17 protein-coding genes are annotated in these 16,188 nt (G+C 43.4%); 4 read left to right on the forward strand and 13 right to left on the reverse strand.

Translation table 11 applies throughout. The features are described from left to right. Positions 1 to 79 precede the first annotated feature (79 nt). The 9 genes from porN to sucD all read right to left on the reverse strand — a co-directional run bounded on the left by porN (position 80) and on the right by sucD (position 9,292). Positions 80 to 1,144, reverse strand: a complete 1,065-nt coding sequence (porN, locus tag MUK70_RS28360) for a type IX secretion system ring subunit PorN/GldN (protein WP_234604282.1) — start codon at positions 1,142 to 1,144, stop codon at positions 80 to 82. Between the two features lie 38 nt (positions 1,145 to 1,182). Further along, on the reverse strand, positions 1,183 to 2,388 hold the full coding sequence (porM, locus tag MUK70_RS28365; RefSeq protein ID WP_275975547.1) for a type IX secretion system motor protein PorM/GldM: 1,206 nt from the start codon (positions 2,386 to 2,388) through the stop codon (positions 1,183 to 1,185). Next, positions 2,339 to 2,734 (reverse strand): hypothetical protein, encoded by a 396-nt coding sequence (locus tag MUK70_RS30930; protein ID WP_275975548.1) that lies wholly within the window; start codon positions 2,732 to 2,734, stop codon positions 2,339 to 2,341. Before MUK70_RS30930 ends, porM begins: the two co-directional genes overlap by 50 nt. Positions 2,735 to 2,871: 137 nt before the next feature. Next, positions 2,872 to 3,687: a type IX secretion system motor protein PorL/GldL gene (porL, locus tag MUK70_RS28370; protein ID WP_234603997.1), complete on the reverse strand. Its 816-nt coding sequence runs from the start codon at positions 3,685 to 3,687 to the stop codon at positions 2,872 to 2,874. 120 nt (positions 3,688 to 3,807) lie between these two features. Further along, complete coding sequence (gene porK / locus MUK70_RS28375; RefSeq protein WP_026628456.1) at positions 3,808 to 4,881, reverse strand: T9SS ring complex lipoprotein PorK/GldK; 1,074 nt, start codon at positions 4,879 to 4,881, stop codon at positions 3,808 to 3,810. Positions 4,882 to 5,236: 355 nt separating this feature from the next. Next, positions 5,237 to 6,214, reverse strand: coding sequence for a PorP/SprF family type IX secretion system membrane protein (locus MUK70_RS28380; RefSeq protein WP_234657774.1), 978 nt, complete (start codon positions 6,212 to 6,214; stop codon positions 5,237 to 5,239). Positions 6,215 to 6,346: 132 nt separating this feature from the next. Next, entirely contained in the window at positions 6,347 to 7,129 is a 783-nt protein-coding gene (locus MUK70_RS28385) for a uroporphyrinogen-III synthase (RefSeq protein ID WP_082216078.1), read from the reverse strand. A gap of 42 nt (positions 7,130 to 7,171) precedes the next feature. Beyond that, entirely contained in the window at positions 7,172 to 8,353 is a 1,182-nt protein-coding gene (locus MUK70_RS28390; protein ID WP_234657775.1) for a DUF4271 domain-containing protein, read from the reverse strand. Between the two features lie 60 nt (positions 8,354 to 8,413). Next, positions 8,414 to 9,292, reverse strand: coding sequence for a succinate--CoA ligase subunit alpha (gene sucD, locus MUK70_RS28395; protein WP_234603991.1), 879 nt, complete (start codon positions 9,290 to 9,292; stop codon positions 8,414 to 8,416). Between the two features lie 139 nt (positions 9,293 to 9,431). On the opposite strand from sucD, the gene MUK70_RS28400 reads away from it, so the two are divergent. After that, complete coding sequence (locus tag MUK70_RS28400) at positions 9,432 to 9,998, forward strand: hypothetical protein (RefSeq protein WP_234657776.1); 567 nt, start codon at positions 9,432 to 9,434, stop codon at positions 9,996 to 9,998. A 104-nt stretch (positions 9,999 to 10,102) separates the two neighbouring features. Then, positions 10,103 to 10,597, forward strand: a complete 495-nt coding sequence (gene azu, locus MUK70_RS28405; protein ID WP_234657777.1) for an azurin — start codon at positions 10,103 to 10,105, stop codon at positions 10,595 to 10,597. Positions 10,598 to 10,660: 63 nt separating this feature from the next. Here azu and MUK70_RS28410 read toward each other — a convergent pair whose 3' ends face one another. After that, positions 10,661 to 11,206, reverse strand: coding sequence for a TlpA family protein disulfide reductase (locus tag MUK70_RS28410; protein WP_234657778.1), 546 nt, complete (start codon positions 11,204 to 11,206; stop codon positions 10,661 to 10,663). 194 nt (positions 11,207 to 11,400) lie between these two features. On the opposite strand from MUK70_RS28410, the gene MUK70_RS28415 reads away from it, so the two are divergent. Then, entirely contained in the window at positions 11,401 to 12,744 is a 1,344-nt protein-coding gene (locus MUK70_RS28415; protein WP_234657779.1) for a tetratricopeptide repeat protein, read from the forward strand. A 79-nt stretch (positions 12,745 to 12,823) separates the two neighbouring features. Here MUK70_RS28415 and MUK70_RS28420 read toward each other — a convergent pair whose 3' ends face one another. Genes MUK70_RS28420 through MUK70_RS28430 form a run of 3 tightly spaced genes read right to left on the reverse strand, consistent with a single transcriptional unit; the run spans position 12,824 to position 14,473 of the window. Continuing rightward, positions 12,824 to 13,534, reverse strand: a complete 711-nt coding sequence (locus MUK70_RS28420; protein WP_275975549.1) for a superoxide dismutase — start codon at positions 13,532 to 13,534, stop codon at positions 12,824 to 12,826. 28 nt (positions 13,535 to 13,562) lie between these two features. Beyond that, complete coding sequence (gene recR / locus MUK70_RS28425) at positions 13,563 to 14,177, reverse strand: recombination mediator RecR (RefSeq protein ID WP_234603985.1); 615 nt, start codon at positions 14,175 to 14,177, stop codon at positions 13,563 to 13,565. Between the two features lie 20 nt (positions 14,178 to 14,197). Continuing rightward, positions 14,198 to 14,473 carry an ATP-dependent Clp protease adaptor ClpS gene (locus tag MUK70_RS28430; protein WP_082216086.1) on the reverse strand — a complete coding sequence of 92 codons (276 nt, stop codon included), beginning with the start codon at positions 14,471 to 14,473 and terminating at the stop codon, positions 14,198 to 14,200. Positions 14,474 to 14,580: 107 nt separating this feature from the next. Between MUK70_RS28430 and MUK70_RS28435 the strand changes: the two genes are divergently transcribed. Then, the gene (locus MUK70_RS28435) at positions 14,581 to 16,056 is read left to right on the forward strand and encodes a sodium:solute symporter (protein ID WP_234603983.1); all 1,476 of its coding nucleotides are present in this window, start codon (positions 14,581 to 14,583) and stop codon (positions 16,054 to 16,056) included. The last annotated feature ends 132 nt before the right edge of the window (positions 16,057 to 16,188 follow it).

Raw genomic sequence — 16,188 nt, forward strand, 5'->3', positions numbered from 1 at the left:
AAAAGCCCCCAAGAAGTGTCTAACTTTTTGGGGGCAGTGCAGTGCGGATAACCTTTTTTTATGCCTGATAGGTTTGAGATTAATATTCCCAAAGTCCGTGTTCCAGTTCCATTAACTCCTGCTCGTAGTTCAAAGACTTGATAAGTGCTTCTTTTTCGCCGTTATAGATATCTAAAAATGCTCTGTCGTTTGCATTCGAATACTTTGTGATACGACCGTAGAACAAGCGCAAATCAAACGCATCTGCAAGGTTTTTATTCTGAGCGGTGTTATGCGTATTGTACCAAATATATTTCTTAGGATCGCTTCTGAATAGTCTTTCCACGTCTTTGTAACGGAAAGAAGCAACAGGCAATTCAAGACCAGTAGCAGTTTGTTCTGACGGAAGGATGATCGTCAAAGTTTGGATGTCGTTATACAAACGAGATCTTTTCTTATCAAATGTCCAATCTTCTTTTACTTCAAGAATGCTCAACTGCTCAGGGAAATATTCTTCCTCAGTAGCGGCAACTTCGGTCTGGAATGTTGTATCAACTTTTGGTTGCTCAACTACCGGTGGCTCTTCTTTAGCTACCTCAGTTTTTGCGCCTTTCTTGGTAGACTTCTTCTTTGGTGGGCCCCATCCATCATCTTCGGCAGCTGCCTCAGGTTTTGTGTCTTTTTTTGTATTGCCCCAACCATCGTCAGCTGTTGCTGCCTGTTTAGTAGGATCAGCCTTTGCCTTGGCACCCCATCCATCATCGGCTTTCGCAGGTTCGCCAAAACCTGCGGCAAGTTCCTCTGCGGATAATCCGGCGGTTTGATTAGGGATTAATATACGCTTATGCAGTTCATCAGCATCAATTTTAGTAGCGCATGAGTCATTTGTATAAGCATCAATCAAACCCGCTTTTGCAGCTTCCAGCAGATAACGTGTGATCTCATTGTTTTTTGAGAACATAGAAACATTTTGTTTCTCTTTCAGATCGACCCTTCTCCATAGCGTTCTCTTCATCAAAATGTCACCATCAGCGATGGGGCGTGACGAAAACTGGTTAGCTGTGGAATCCTCCTTTTCCTGGGCGAAGGCTGCGCCTGTTGCCAAAGACAAAGAAAGTAATGACCATGCAATCGTTTTTCCGTTCATTCTTCTCATAACATACATAAGGTTGTATTGTCCAATCAACGATTAAAATTGACTGATTAGTATAGCGTTACCTGACGAGTTTGGTTACCCATTTCAACTTCGCTAATTGCTCCTTTAAAATTCTGACGTTCAACTTTCAAAATAGAGATTACGTAGCGGTCACCTGGTTGTGCTTGTTGCGCCAATGAAGAGATTGAACCTCCGCCGCCGTTCAGCGTGACGCCATTAATACGGCGGTTTCCGCGAGCCAATGATATCTCAACCTGGGAAACTCTAAATCTCGCATCTTCCGGAGAAAAGTTCTTAAAGCTCTCATCAGGAACAGCGATGACTTGTATACTTCGTGCGCCGGCAGCAGGAGCTCCTTTTCTTTCATCAAATGGCGCACCATTCACCCTTACTTCAATTGAAGGCTTAGGGACCCGGTTTACACGGAATGGCTCAGAACCCAAAACGTTTCCACCATTGCTAACTGTAATATTCAGCTGTGCTTTGCTTGGAACGATCGTAAACTTTCCTTTCTGTCCGCTTTGAATAATTTCTCCACCGTCGGTTGAAAAACTCGGTGCCCAAAGTGCTCCTAATGCAGGGCTTTGGATACTCAGTTTATTCGCGCAACCCAAATACAACGGAGGTAATGTTCCTGTCTCAATTTGGTAAGAAGGCTTCACTACAAAATATTCCTGGTTCATCGTGTAAGTGGTATCTCTTCCCGATGGCGTAGGAATCGTGATGCGTGCCTGCAATTCTTTGCGTACATTCCCTTCTGCATTATAACCACCTCCCTGCGCAGTGAATTCAATCATACCAACACCGTTCTCAACTTTAACAGGCGAGCCGTTCAAGCTCATGCGAGGAGTTATCCCCGATGCCGAAGCGGCAATAAACATTTGTCCTTTGAATTTTGTACCAGCCACGACGGTTTTAGCATCCGCACTAACCATCGCAAGCACGCGGTCAAATTTAACGTCAGCTGCACCCACTTTACTTGCCAGATAGTTCAAAACTTCGCCTTCCATACGGCGAATGTCTGTTGGCTTCTGACTTAAAACTGCCAATGCAGCTGCAACGGGTGTTGATTCGAAATTTAACTCAGCAAAATCTTTGTTTCTTTGTTCTTTGTTTGTTTTAACGCCCGGATCTTCTCTGCCGTCCATTGCAAGCATTTGGAATTTATTAGGAGATAAAGCATTTAATCTTGCAGTGTACGCATTAAGCGTCTCTTTCAAACCATAGGCCTTCCCTTTTTTTTCCTTGTGCAATCATCATTTCAGCAACCTTGGCTTCTTCATCTGGGTTTTTAATTCCACCTTCCTCATTCAATCCGCCACCCGCTTTGGTGATAATCTCCTGCTTCAATGTATTGATTTCATTGGTCAGGTCAGCAGTAAACTTGCGAACCTCTTCGGCTTGTTTGATTACCGCCACATCGGCCGACCTGTTGCCAGCTTTCTCTACGGCTGCCTTGATTTTAAGTACAGTTTCCTGGTTTATTTTATTAGCTGCTCCGGAGGATAGTTCCAAAGAATTGTTCAGAAGAATGAATTTTTCTATGATGGCTGAACTGACCTGCAATGCAAGCATTGCAGTAAGTACCAGGTACATCATGCCAATCATCTTTTGACGGGGTGTTTCTTTTCCACCTGCCATATATTCAGTAATCAGTTATCAGTGATTGAATAATTTATTGATAACAAACAATTAATAATCTCAGAAGGATTTACTATATGCTTGCTAATCCACTATTACACGTTGCTACCACGCATGGCAGTCAGCATATTACCATAAATGCCATTCAGAGACGAAATATTAGTCGTCAGTTTAGACATTTCGTTTTTAAATACTTGTGATTCTTTTGTTGCGTCAGCCATGTTTTCCATTGCAGCTGTAAGGTTGCCATAAAATGCATTCATGGCCTTCAAGTGCTTCGTCGTATCTTGAAGTTCCAGCTCATAAACCGCATTAAGTGCGCCCATGTTTTTGGTAATCTGCTGGAATTGTTCACGGTAAGATTGCGCATCCTTTGTAGCGTCAGCCATAGAACTCATAGCGCTGATCGCAACACCATAAGATTTATTCATATCATTGATCGCCGTTGACGCACTTTTCACATTTCTTGCGTAATCATTAGTAGCAACAGTTGCATCCGTCAGATCGCTGATTTTGCCAACTGTTTCAGACAGGTTTCTGAAACCTTTTCCAAGGCTGTCGAAAACCTCAGGTCCAAGTTTCGCATTGTCAAGCATGTTGTCCAATTTAGCTGTAACACCACTTGAAGATGTAGATCCACGAGTAATAGCAGGACCATTGTAATCGTCTGCAAGCTCAGGGTAAACGCGGGTCCAGTCCGGATCGCGATCAGAAGATTGTGTTAGTGTCTGAAGTGCGTAGAGTAAAAATATAAGTACCTCAGTACCCAATCCTGCAATTAGTAAAGGGCCACCAAAGTCCCAGTGTTGAATTTTCGCTAACGCTCCCAAAATAACAACGGCAGCACCTGCGCTATATATTGTTGGTACCAGTTTATCCCAAAAAAAATTAGGTCCGCTATTCTTAGCCATACTTGTTGAAATCAGTTACAGTGAAAAATTTAGAAATTGTTAGTTTGAATTGAATTGAAGAGGTCGTAAAAAAGAAGCAGAGTTACGGAAAACGCTGCTTCTTTCGAATGAAGATCATAATTAGCGACGGCGTGCACGCGCACCACCGCGGTCATTAACATTGTCCATCACGCAGCGGAAGCCAATGAATGCACGACGTTCTGTTTCGTATTCGAAAGTTCTCGTGCCAGTCTGTAAGTAGTAAGCGATGTCTTTCCATGAACCACCTTTAACCACTTTGCGGGGTTCGTCCGGATTGTCATATCTTGGGTTCATATCCCAAACAATCGCTGTTGCATTATCTGTGTATGCGTCCGAAGTCCACTCTGCAACGTTTCCTGCCATATTATAAAGGCCAAAGTCGTTCGGATTGTAGGCATTGGCTGGGCCTGTGTAAGGATAGCCATCCGCATCATAATTTCCGCGTTGTGGCTTAAAGTTTGCCAGGAAGCATCCTTTCGCATTCATGGTGTAAGGATTACCCCAAGGATATTTTGCTACTGCACGTCCGCCTCTTGCTGCCCATTCCCATTCTGCTTCTGTTGGCAAACGGAAGCCGGTTGAGTTAAATTGTCCTTCTTTGTTTTGGAAATCATGTAGCAGGTTAGTGCGCCATTTCGAGAAATACTGGGCACCTTGCCAGCTAACACCTACAACTGGGTAAGTATCAAATCCTGGGTGCTGATAGTAATATTCGACAAATGGGTCACCATTAGAATATGCAAAGTCTTTTTTCCAAGCTGTTGTATCAGGATAGTATTTGGACATGATTTCTTCTTCTCCCAAAACCGAAACCGAGTCAACCAGCAAGGCATTTACAAACTGGCGATATTCGTTGTTTGTGATCTCAGTGTCATCCATAAAGAATGAGCTGATCGTCACACGACGGTTCATGTTGTTCATTGAGGAAGCTATATCTTCATCGGCTTGTCCCATTACAAAGGAGCCTGATGGGATCACCACCATACCAGCCGGAGTTGTCTGCTTATAACCTTTACGGGCTGTCGCTGTAATTTCCCCGTTTTGAATCCCGCTTTCTTCTTGTCCTCCCTTGCCAAACTTACTTTTAATAAATCCGCAACTTTGCATCAGCATAAGAGCGGCCACCAAAAGCAGGCTTTTGACTCCATCCCGATAGAACACTTTCACATTCATAGTGTTTTTGTAAAATTTGAATAATAAAATGTTAGCCTAAAAACGTCGACTGGTGATATATAGTATACTTGAAATAAAAACAAAAATAACAATCTCACGCTCAGCAAAATCTGGGAGAAATCATATTATGAAGCTCCCGAATTCATCACAAAGCCTGCATTTATCGAGTTAACGTAAGAATAAGATAAATGGTATAAGGCAAGATTATTTTACAAATATAAATTAAAGTTTTGCAAACTGATCAACTACAATTACCTACAGGTTTACAAAAACCGTTTAATAAATTGGTTAAATTACAGTTATTTAAATAATTTCTGGATTCCATAGTACTATATACGGAGCGTTGCCTGGCAGGCTAGAACCTGAAACGCGGTGTACGTATGATCGCCTTTTTGCCAAACTTTGGAGATGGTAACGCGTATGACAACATTACTTCAAAGGAAGAAGGTGCTTTTGAATCATTTCCCCCCAATACAAGATCATACGCTCCGGAAAGCCTCAGCGATTGATCGGGAAGTAAATAAATCCCGCCCATCAATATAAAATAAGTGTCTTGCTGTCTGTATGTTCCACCAATCCAGTAGCGCTTGTTGTAAGTAACTGTTGCGCCTCCTTCGGCAGAGAAAGTGCTGATATCAGATTTTAAAAGAACAATTGGCTGAATATCAAGCATGTAACCTAATTCAATATTTACACCCGCATTAAAATACAACGTTTGGGGTAAAGGATTCGTCGCAGTTCCAGATCCTAGCTGATATTTGGGTTCTAAAAGGTGGTTAAAGGAAAGCCCGGCATAGAATGTCTCATTTTCAAATCGCGCGCCGATAGAAAAGTCGGGGTTAATTTCGGATATATTTCCTGTCGGGATCAATGGATCATCGGGATCCTGGTATCTCAACTTGCTATAGTCGATGGACTGTCTGAATAAGCCTGCACTTGCACCCACCTGGAAATTGCCGCCAAATGCTGGAATACGGTAAGCTGCTGAAACTTTGAATTCCTGGTCTGTGCGAGGACCGCTGCGATCGTTCAGCGCGTAAAATCCAATCCCGAAGTTTTTAATGGGCATACTGAATGAAAACAGCTGGGTGGATAGTGCACCCCCTTCGTCTGTGACATTAGTGCCCTGATAACCTGCGTATTGTGTTCTGTGCGTCAGCTGAAACTTGGTAAGTCCGTCTGCACCCGCAGCTGCCGGATTAAGATAAAGCTGATTAAGAGAAAATAAGCTGAATTGTGCGTCTTTCTGAGCCATCGCACCACTGGTGGTCAGGAGTAATATGGCAAGCAGCCGGTTATATTTAATACTTCGAATAATAAACGTCAAAGTCATGCCTGTGGGTTTGGTTAAGGAACACGCTGGGAGTTTTCGGATTTTATTTATAACGCATATTGCTTAAAAAAATTGATAAAATAACAAAAAAGCCCCGGAAATTTTCCGGGGCTTTTTTGGGGGAAAAACGACTCAAACATTGTTCGCCTGTCTGATATAAAGGTCGAGCGCGCCAGTCATCGATGGGGCATTTGGCAATGGTGCCTGAATGTCCAGAAAAAGACCTGCATCTGTTACTGCCTTTGCCGTTGTCGGGCCAAAAGCAGCAATACGCGTGGAGTTTTGTTTAAAATCAGGGAAGTTGTCATACAATGACTTGATCCCGGATGGACTGAAAAATGCAATAATATCGTAGTAAACATCTTCAAGATCAGAAAGATCGGCAGAGCCGGTCTGATACATCGTAGCCTCAACGAAGTGGAATTCTTCTGTGTCCGCAAATTCCGGAATGTCGTTTTTGCGAACGTCCGAACATGGATATAAGAACTTCTCCTTCTTATGTTTCCGCATCAGCTCGATCAGTTCAGCAGCCGTTTTGGTTCCTGTGAAGATCTTTCTCTTACGGATCACAATGTATTTCTGAAGGTAATTGGCAGTCTGTTCCGAAATACAGAAATATTTCATCGTCGCAGGCACCTCAACTCTCCCCTCATTACAAATACGGAAGAAGTGATCTATGGCATTGCGGCTAGTGAAAATAACCGCTGTATGGTCCAGAATGTTGATTTTTTGTTTGCGAAACTCTTTATAAGAAACTCCGTCAATTTGTATGAACGGCCTGAAATCTACTTTAATATTATATTTTTTGGCCAATTCATAGTAAGGTGAATTCTCGTCGGCTGGTCTGGATTGACTAACTAAAAGGCTGGTTACTTTTTTAAGCCGCTCCTGATCAAAATTGATGGTATCACTCATGTATAATCCTCATTAGTTTAAATTCCGTTTCATCTTCTGCAATTATAAAGCAAACTTTATGCCGACAATGAGCGGGATTATTTCAATGACGCAAAGGTACGAAAATAAATACAGATTAATCAACGAGCCCGGCGGCTTGGTTACAATGTACAGGGCCAGGAATCGTGCCGAGTAGAAGAGCAAAAATGGGGCCAGAACATAAGCCCGCATCTCGTTAAGCCAGTTTACATGGTTGAAACTCAGCATGAAAACAACAAGGAACAATGCTGCATAAAACAGGTAGGAGGATTGTATTATTTTAATAAAGATGATATCGACCTGCTTGTCCAGATTGAGCATGTTTCCGGCCATCACCATGCAGATATATTTGAGATAAGTGAGTAGGAAAAAGATCAGGGAAAGGATAAAAAAGTCACCCATGATCTGCAATGTATTGGACCTTTCCGACAATATCGTGCTGACAGAAAATACATTAAGCTCATTGGCCGAAAAGAAAATCACAATAACGCTCATCAGCATTGAGGTGATGATGACAAAAAAAATGACCGTGTTGCTATAAGGCTTGTTGATTTTGGAAAGCTGGTCCCTCGGATCGTTGTTGAAAAATTCAATTGGATTTATCAAACGTATAAATGACAATGGGTTAGCATTGAAAATCCAGACGCTTAGTATCAAAATAATGATGAGCGAAAGGGCAGCGAAGTTGCCAAACGGAGTAAATGTAATGGGCTTAATGTTTATAAAATTACGTCCCGCGTGTTGAATGGTTGTGGGATCGTTGCGCTTCTTTTTGTTACAAAGCAGCACGGATTTGTCACCGATGCCAGAGCTGCCGTAAATTGTGAGCAGCAATTCGTCCTTCTTGTATATTTTATGCAGGCTATCTATACTTAGTTCCTGCCATTGTTCTTTGGCTACTTTATTTTGAAGAGACCCTTCCAGGAACAAATAGCTCTCATTCTCAGCCTTTACAAGCAGCACATAGCGACGGTTCTTGACAAGATCAATGTACAAGCTTACGTAGCGCGCGCCTTCGTTCACGCCCTGGGAGAAAGGGACGTAGTTTTTATATTGAGGATTGTAAACGAGCCAGTCGTTCTGGTAATCGTAAACCGGGAAATACTGCTCGGGAGGATTGACTTTGGCCGCGCCGGAAGCGAATGTCCCGGAAACGGAAAAAGCTATAAGAAAAGCCCAAAAAAGCGTGAAAGAAATGGACTTCATTGGTATAAAAAAGGGCGGGGTTTCCCCAGCCCTCTTATAAAGTTATATGTAAGCAGGTTACTATTTTCTTCCAAGAGCAATCAGCATCGTTTCGCCGATCAATGCAGGTGACTCAGCTACAAATATACCCGACTCTTTCATAATTCTGATTTTGGCCTCAGCAGTATCATCAGCACCCCCAATGATTGCACCAGCATGGCCCATTCTGCGTCCTTTCGGGGCAGTCTGTCCTGCGATGAAACCTACAACAGGTTTTTTGTTACCAGTTGACTTAATGTAGTTGGCCGCATCCGCTTCCATACTTCCGCCAATTTCACCGATCATGACAATTGCTTCTGTTTCAGGGTCATTCATCAATAATTCAACCGCTTCCTTAGTCGTAGTTCCGATGATTGGGTCACCTCCGATACCGATGGCAGTTGTTTGTCCAAGTCCTGCGCGTGTCAGCTGATCAACCGCTTCGTAAGTCAATGTTCCTGACTTTGAAACCAGACCAACAGTTCCTTTTTTGAAGATAAATCCTGGCATAATGCCCACTTTACATTCCTCAGCAGTAATAACACCCGGACAGTTTGGTCCGATCAAACGGCAGTTTTTGTTTTTGATATATTCTTTTGCCTGCATCATGTCCTTAGTAGGGATACCTTCGGTGATACAAACGATAACGCCAATTCCAGCATCAGCGGCTTCCATTATAGCATCAGCAGCAAAAGCCGGCGGAACAAAAATGATAGATACATCCGCACCAGTCGCACGAACAGCCAGGTCAACTGTGTTGAAAACAGGTCTTTCAAGATGTGAAAGGCCGCCTTTGCCCGGAGTTACGCCACCTACGACATTAGTACCGTATTCGATCATTTGTTGGGCATGAAAAGAGCCCTCCGATCCGGTAAATCCCTGAACTATTATCTTAGAATTTTTATTAACTAAAACGCTCATGTTGGTAAATCAGTTTTTTTGGTAAAAGTAGGACGAAAAGCACGAAGTAGCAAAATGTAGCCAGAATTTGTAAATTGCTTTATTGACAATATTAAGCAGGTTTATGCAGATACTCAGCAGTCCACATATATTTTCTAACTTGGTTCTAAGTTTTACCAGCATATTTATTTTTACGAGGTATTTCAGGACGCAGCCGCTTATTAGCAAGTGGCTCTGGGGGATATTTTTGTTTTTCATCGCACTCGTCGCGCTCACGGACCTGCTTGTGTATGCAGGCGTGGAAAGTTTTGAAAACCTGCACGAGATCATCATCGCCGGTGAGATGACATTAGGCGCATTTTGCCTCGTCTCCGCATCCTGGTGCCTGATTATGCGCTATCAGGCGGGGACTTATTTCTTTGCATCCACCATTGGACTCGGGTTGTTGCTCATGTATTGCATCACTTGGTTCGGCGTTGAATATGTAGGTCTTATCATTAAATCACTCGCCATTCTGATCACATTACTGATCTCTTGTGTAGGACTTGCAAGCCGACAGAAAAGCGCGTTATGGGTGGTATTTTCAATGATGCTGCTGGCATTGTCTACGAAATCCGGGAAGCTCCCTATTCCCATGGACCCGGTGGATATTAACCATTATATGATGGTGCTGTCCGTGATCTGTGTGGGAAGGGCGGCACGTGATCAATATAAAATCCTGTTTTAACAATTGTTTATCAAACAAATGTTAATGTTTTGCATTTTTCAAACGCCGCATCGTAAATTGCATCTGTTAATTATCAAACAATCAAGTTTACTAATACTCTTAATATGAAAACGACGAAGTATGGCGTAATGCTTCTTGCCTCAGTTCTGGCTTTCGGAGCGGTTACAATGAACACTGCTGAGGCTAAATTACCAGCCAAAGCTGTTGTTAGCGATGTTAAACAAGCTAAAACCATCGTTATAAAAGGAAGTGACGCAATGCAATTTGACCTTAAAGAGATCAAAGTGAAGGCTGGACAAAAAGTAATGCTTACTTTGACACACTCTGGTAAACTTGCAAAAGCGGCAATGGGACACAACTGGGTACTTTTGAAGCCAGGAACTGATGTTGCTGCATTTGGTTCAAAAGCTGCTGCTGCAAGAGAAACAGAATACATTCCTAAGTCGGAAGCGGCCAGCATCGTTGCCCATACCAAACTTGTTGGTGGCGGTGAAAGCGACACGGTTGAATTTACTGCACCTGCAAAAGGAACTTACACTTACATCTGCAGTTTCCCTGGTCACTATGCATTGATGAAAGGAACATTCATCGTAGAATAAGTAATTGAAAATAAAAAAGAGCGCTGGTCGGCAGATCAGCGCTCTTTTTGCGTCCTTTCGGGTTTAGATTTCGGCGAGTTGCTTCTCGATTAGATCCACAATTTCCGGCCGGTCCCACTGCGACGCGCCAACTTCCTCGACTAATATTTTGCCTTTGTAAATAATGTAAGTTCTTGGAATCGCATTGCCATCCAATGCAGGCGGATAAGCGCCTGCAAATTGATAAAAAGGCAGATTATAACCCTTTCGCGCAATGAACGGATTTACGGTCGCAGCATCTTCATCTGAAATGATGTAGAATGAAACTTTTTCATGCGTTTTGTATTTATCGTAAAGCTTCTGGATACCCGGCATTTCCATGTTGCAAGGGCCGCACCAGGTGGCCCACACATTCAGAAACACCAGTTTATCTTCGTCCATCGCCACCGGCTTACCTTCCAGATCTCTCAGTTCAGACAAATAAACAGACGCCTCTGCTTCCTGCCCCTGAACCGCTCCCTCGACATGAGCCTCCTTATTGTCAATCGGTCGGAAGAAGGCATAATACACAGCTCCGGCTGCAATGAGCATCAAAATGACGACAAAAATTTTTCTGGAAGTGGCTGTCATAACTGGTGTTGGATAGGTGAATAAAGGGATTCCGCGGCCGGAATTCATACGGTAAAAGTAACCATATTCTCCCAAAAGCACTTTAAAATATGCGGTGGAAAAATAGCGCGTGCCTTTTTTGATGCGTAGTAGGAATTTGAATACTTTTATAGGATAATAAAAACAAATTTGATTTGAGGAAACGGTTTACATACATGAAAGTTTTATTTTTTAGTCTGATTACCCTCTTTGCAATTCTCTTACCTGACTCCATTTTTGCCCAAAGATCGGCTGCGGAATTTTTCGAAGAAGGCAACACAAGGGCCGGGACCGGCGACTTTAATGGTGCCCTGCAAGCCTATTCAACGGTCATTTCGATGAGCCCGGAGCATGCGCCAAGCTTTTTCAACCGTGGGTTGGCCAAGGCTAATCTGAAAGATTTCAGAGGAGCCATTCAAGACTACAACCGCGCTATTGAGCTAAATCCGAAAGAACCCCTTTATTACCAGAGCCGCGGCGTGAGCAAAAGCCTGCAGGATGACTTCTCCTCAGCCATAGAGGATTATTCCAAAGCATTGGAACTCAATGCAGAAGACCCGAAGATCTACTACAACCGGGGCGTAAGTTATGCGAAGCTAAAAAAGCACCGAAGCGCACTTGCAGATCTCGACAAAGCGTTATCACTGAATCCGGACGAGCTCGCAGCCTTATATGCGCGGGGAAATTGCAAGCAGGACTTGCATGAATATGCAGGCAGCCTTGCTGACTTTACAAGGGTTATTGAATTAAGTCCCAAAAGAACAGGTGCTTATGCAGGCCGTGGATTGGCAAAAATAGAATTGGGCGATTTCCAGGGAGCCGTTGCAGACTTCACACGAGCTATCGAATTGAGCCCTAATGAAAGTGAATATTACGAAAAAAGAGGTTTTGCCAAGAACAAGATTGACGACTACCAAGGCGCCATCATTGATTTTGATAAAACAATCCAGCTGAACGCTGAAAATTACCAGGCATTTTACGGGAGAGGTTATGCCAAAGGAAAGCTCAACGACACACGCGGGGCGATCGCAGATCTTTCTACTTCTATTGAATTAAAAAACATCTATGTCGGAGATCCGAAAAAAGTCGCCTACTCGGGTAAAATAAACCGCGAAACGCTGGATGCATTAAGGGACCAGGTTCAGCATAACATGAAAATAGATAATCTGAGCCAGGAGCGGGCAGAGGCGTATTTTGTAAGAGGCGTCAGTAAAGCGAAAGTAGGAGAGGTGAAGGGTGCGATCCAGGACCTTACAACCGCAGTAGAGCTTAATCCGACTTACTCGACAGCGTTCTTCTCACGGGCCATGGTACGTTCGGCGAGCGGTGACCAAATGGGTGCGGTTATGGACTTTTCAAGCTCTATCAAACTACGTTCCGATTATCCGGAAGCTTATTATTTACGCGGCATCTTGAAAAACAGTCTCGGAGAAGTCAACGAAGGATGCCTGGATTTGAGCAGGGCGGGGGAGTTGGGCTACCAGCAAGCATATAAGGTCATTGGCAGTTATTGCAACTAATCATTAATGGTCGCAAAAAAAAAGGGGGTTAATGATCACTGATCGTTAACCTCCTTTTCGTTCATTTTGATTTTTGATACTAAGCCTTTTTCAATTTCTCAGCAACTTTATCCCAGTTTACAACATCCCAGAATGCCTTGATGTAATCCGGTCGTTTGTTCTGATAGTGCAGGTAATACGCATGTTCCCATACATCCAGCCCCAGGATTGGCGTTCCTTTGAAATCAGAAATGTCCATTAACGGGTTATCCTGATTGGGCGTCGAGCCAATCGCCAGTTTACCATCTTTGGCAACCAGCCAGGCCCATCCTGAACCGAAACGCGTTGTTGCAGCCTTGGCGAACTCTTCCTTGAATTTATCCATCGATCCGAATTGACCGTTTATTGCATCGGCAACAGGTCCCGCCGGAGCGGCAGCCTTTTTAGGTCCCATTACTTCCCAGAAAAATGTGTGGTTCCAGTGTCCACCGCCATTGTTTCGGATTGCAGTAGGTGCTTTTCCAATGGTTTTAATAATATCATCCAGCGATTTCTTCTCGTATTCCGTGCCTTTTACAGCATCATTGAGGTTTTTTACATAAGTCGCATGATGTTTTCCATAATGAATTTCCATGGTCATTTTATCAATGCTAGGCTCCAGTGCACCGAAGTCGTAAGGAAGGGGAGCTTGTTTGAACGGTGCCATTTCAGCTTGTAGGCCTTCTCCTGAATTTGCAAATGACTGGCTGGACAATGCGCTCATAGCCAGGGAACTTCCTGCCAATGTCTTTAAGAAGTCGGTTCTATTCATAACAGTCTTTCGGTAAAGTGTTTAGTTCTTAATCGTAGGCCACCCGGCTTACGATACTGCGTCCCAAGGTAATCTCATCCGCATATTCAAGGTCGCCCCCGATCGGGATTCCCCGGGCAATCGTACTCATTTTTACACCCGTCGATCTTAATTTTTTCTGCAAGTAAAAAGCGGTTGTATCGCCTTCCATTGTAGGACTTAATGCGAGGATAATCTCCTTCACAGGTTCAGCGTCTTCCGGGTGTTCTATTCTTTTTATTAGTGAATCAATTTGCAGGTCTGACGGTCCTATGCCTTCGAGCGGAGAAATAATCCCTCCCAAAACATGGTAAAGCCCTTTATATTGATTGGTGGACTCAATGGCGAGCACATCGCGCGTATCTACAACTACGCAAATGATTGAATTGTCACGTCTTGGATTGCTGCAAATATTGCACAGCCGGTCGTCGGCAATGTTATGGCACTTTTCGCAATACGAAGTTTTGGTCCGCATGTTAATAAGCGCCTCTGCTAGGGACCGGGTTTGCTCCTCTTCTCTCTTAAGCAAATGTAATGCCAGGCGTAGCGCTGTTTTTTTTCCTATTCCCGGCAAACGGGAGATTTCACTTACGGCTTCCTCAATAAGACGTGAGGGGTAATTCATAGGAAAAGTTGAGAGTGAGACTAGTGAATTTCTGCGGAGATCCCGCGGCGGCAAATTTCGTTACGCATGCCGGTCAATTCTTCAAATGCACCTTCTTTCACTGAGCATTTGCCTTTGTAATGTATGATCAATGTACATTGCTCGGCTTGTTCATTCGTATGGCCACAAACTTCAATCAATGTATCAATGACCCAATCAAATGTATTTACGTCATCATTGTAGATAACCAGCTTCTGAAGATCGGTTTCAACAGTTTTATCCAGAATTTCTACCTCAGTGTCTGTAAGCGCTTGCATAACAACCAAATTTCTGTTTGATTAGCAAATCTAAACAAAAACGCAGAGTATCGGAAGTTTTAAGAACCTTTTAATGCGCCGCTAAAATTCACAAATAACCCGCTTTAATGAATCCATATATTTCCTTGGTCATCCTGATCGCGTATTTCGGGATGCTCATTACGGTCTCCATTTATACATCCAAAGGGGCGGATACCAATACATTTTTCACCGCAAACAGGCAGTCGCCGTGGTATCTTGTAGCATTTGGAATGATCGGGACTTCACTATCCGGCGTGACATTTGTTTCGGTCCCGGGAGCGGTTGCCAATATTCAATTTTCGTATTTTCAGGTTGTTATAGGTTATATTCTGGGTTATCTGGTGATCGGGACGGTACTTATGCCGCTGTATTACCGGTTAAACCTCATATCCATTTATTCTTATTTAGAGCAGCGTTTTGGTTTTTGGTCTTATAAAACAGGCTCCGGATTCTTTTTGCTTTCGCGTACAATCGGTTCAGCAGTAAGGCTTTATGTTGCCGCGCAGGTTTTGCAATTAGCACTTTTCAAGCCGCTTGGGATTCCTTTTGAGGTTGCGGTGGCTATAACCATTTTCCTCATCTGGATTTACACATTCAAAGGCGGGGTGAAAACCATTATCGTTACGGATACATTGCAAACTTTTTTCCTGATCACCGCCGTGATCCTGACCATTATCCTTGTATCCAATGAACTCAATCTGGATGGCTTTGGCGACATTTGGAACAGGGTGCAGACGAGTGGTTACTCCAAGATATTTTACTGGGATACCAATGACCCGAAAAACTTCTTCAAACAATTCTTCGCCGGTGTTTTTATAGCCATTGTAATGACCGGTCTGGATCAGGATCTGATGCAGAAAAACCTGACCTGCAAGAACATAGGCGAGGCGCAGAAGAACATGTTCTGGTTTACGGTGGTGCTTGTAATCGTGAACTTCCTGTTCCTTTCCCTGGGCGCGCTGCTTTACGTATATGCGGAAGCGCAAGGAATCCCGACGCCTGCAAAATCGGATGATTTCTATCCTATGCTGGCACTCAACCATTTAGGTCTGGTGGTCGGAATTACGTTTTTGTTGGGCATTACTGCGGCGACTTACGCCAGCTCCGACTCCGCATTAACCGCATTGACAACCGCATTCTGTATCGATTTCATGAACATTGAAAAGCGCCCCGAAGAGAAGCGCTCGTCAATTAAATTCTGGGTGCATATCGGGTTTTCGGTCGTTTTCTATCTTGTGATCCTGATTTTCAACCGGCTTAATAGTAAGGAAGTGATAACGGCGGTGTTTGATTTGGCTGGTTACACTTATGGACCATTGCTGGGGCTGTTCTCTTTCGGGGCATTTTTAAAACGACCTGTCAAAGACAAATGGGTGCCGCTGGTTTGTATCCTCGCTCCCGTTATGACCTACATCATCAATGAACATTCTGCTGAATGGTTCAATGGATACAAGTTTGGCTTTGAAAGGTTGATTATCAACGGGTTAATAACTTTCATCGGGCTTTGGCTACTACACGACCCCAAGGCGAAACGCTACGTACCCAATCCGCTTGTGCGATAGTTGAATTCTGTCAAAATAAATCGTCTTTTTCTTTTAAATCGGTTACATATTTTCCGATTTATTTCTTGTATTTATACAAAAAAATATTAACTTTCTGATAAATCTGACGCCCATTCGCGCCTTTGATGGATG

Source organism: Dyadobacter chenwenxiniae, from assembly GCF_022869785.1.
Lineage (GTDB): Bacteria > Bacteroidota > Bacteroidia > Cytophagales > Spirosomataceae > Dyadobacter > Dyadobacter chenwenxiniae.

Coding starts and splice junctions, on each gene's coding strand:
- MUK70_RS28380 (WP_234657774.1), bottom strand. CDS start 6,214: ATGACTTTGACGTTTATTATTCGAAGTATTAAATATAACCGGCTGCTT.
- porK (WP_026628456.1), bottom strand. CDS start 4,881: ATGAATGTGAAAGTGTTCTATCGGGATGGAGTCAAAAGCCTGCTTTTG.
- porN (WP_234604282.1), bottom strand. CDS start 1,144: ATGTATGTTATGAGAAGAATGAACGGAAAAACGATTGCATGGTCATTA.
- porL (WP_234603997.1), bottom strand. CDS start 3,687: ATGGCTAAGAATAGCGGACCTAATTTTTTTTGGGATAAACTGGTACCA.
- MUK70_RS28420 (WP_275975549.1), bottom strand. CDS start 13,534: ATGAATAGAACCGACTTCTTAAAGACATTGGCAGGAAGTTCCCTGGCT.
- MUK70_RS28430 (WP_082216086.1), bottom strand. CDS start 14,473: ATGCAAGCGCTTACAGACACTGAGGTAGAAATTCTGGATAAAACTGTT.
- MUK70_RS28415 (WP_234657779.1), top strand. CDS start 11,401: ATGAAAGTTTTATTTTTTAGTCTGATTACCCTCTTTGCAATTCTCTTA.
- MUK70_RS28385 (WP_082216078.1), bottom strand. CDS start 7,129: ATGAGTGATACCATCAATTTTGATCAGGAGCGGCTTAAAAAAGTAACC.
- azu (WP_234657777.1), top strand. CDS start 10,103: ATGAAAACGACGAAGTATGGCGTAATGCTTCTTGCCTCAGTTCTGGCT.
- MUK70_RS30930 (WP_275975548.1), bottom strand. CDS start 2,734: ATGATGTACCTGGTACTTACTGCAATGCTTGCATTGCAGGTCAGTTCA.
- MUK70_RS28390 (WP_234657775.1), bottom strand. CDS start 8,353: ATGAAGTCCATTTCTTTCACGCTTTTTTGGGCTTTTCTTATAGCTTTT.
- sucD (WP_234603991.1), bottom strand. CDS start 9,292: ATGAGCGTTTTAGTTAATAAAAATTCTAAGATAATAGTTCAGGGATTT.
- MUK70_RS28410 (WP_234657778.1), bottom strand. CDS start 11,206: ATGACAGCCACTTCCAGAAAAATTTTTGTCGTCATTTTGATGCTCATT.
- MUK70_RS28435 (WP_234603983.1), top strand. CDS start 14,581: ATGAATCCATATATTTCCTTGGTCATCCTGATCGCGTATTTCGGGATG.
- recR (WP_234603985.1), bottom strand. CDS start 14,177: ATGAATTACCCCTCACGTCTTATTGAGGAAGCCGTAAGTGAAATCTCC.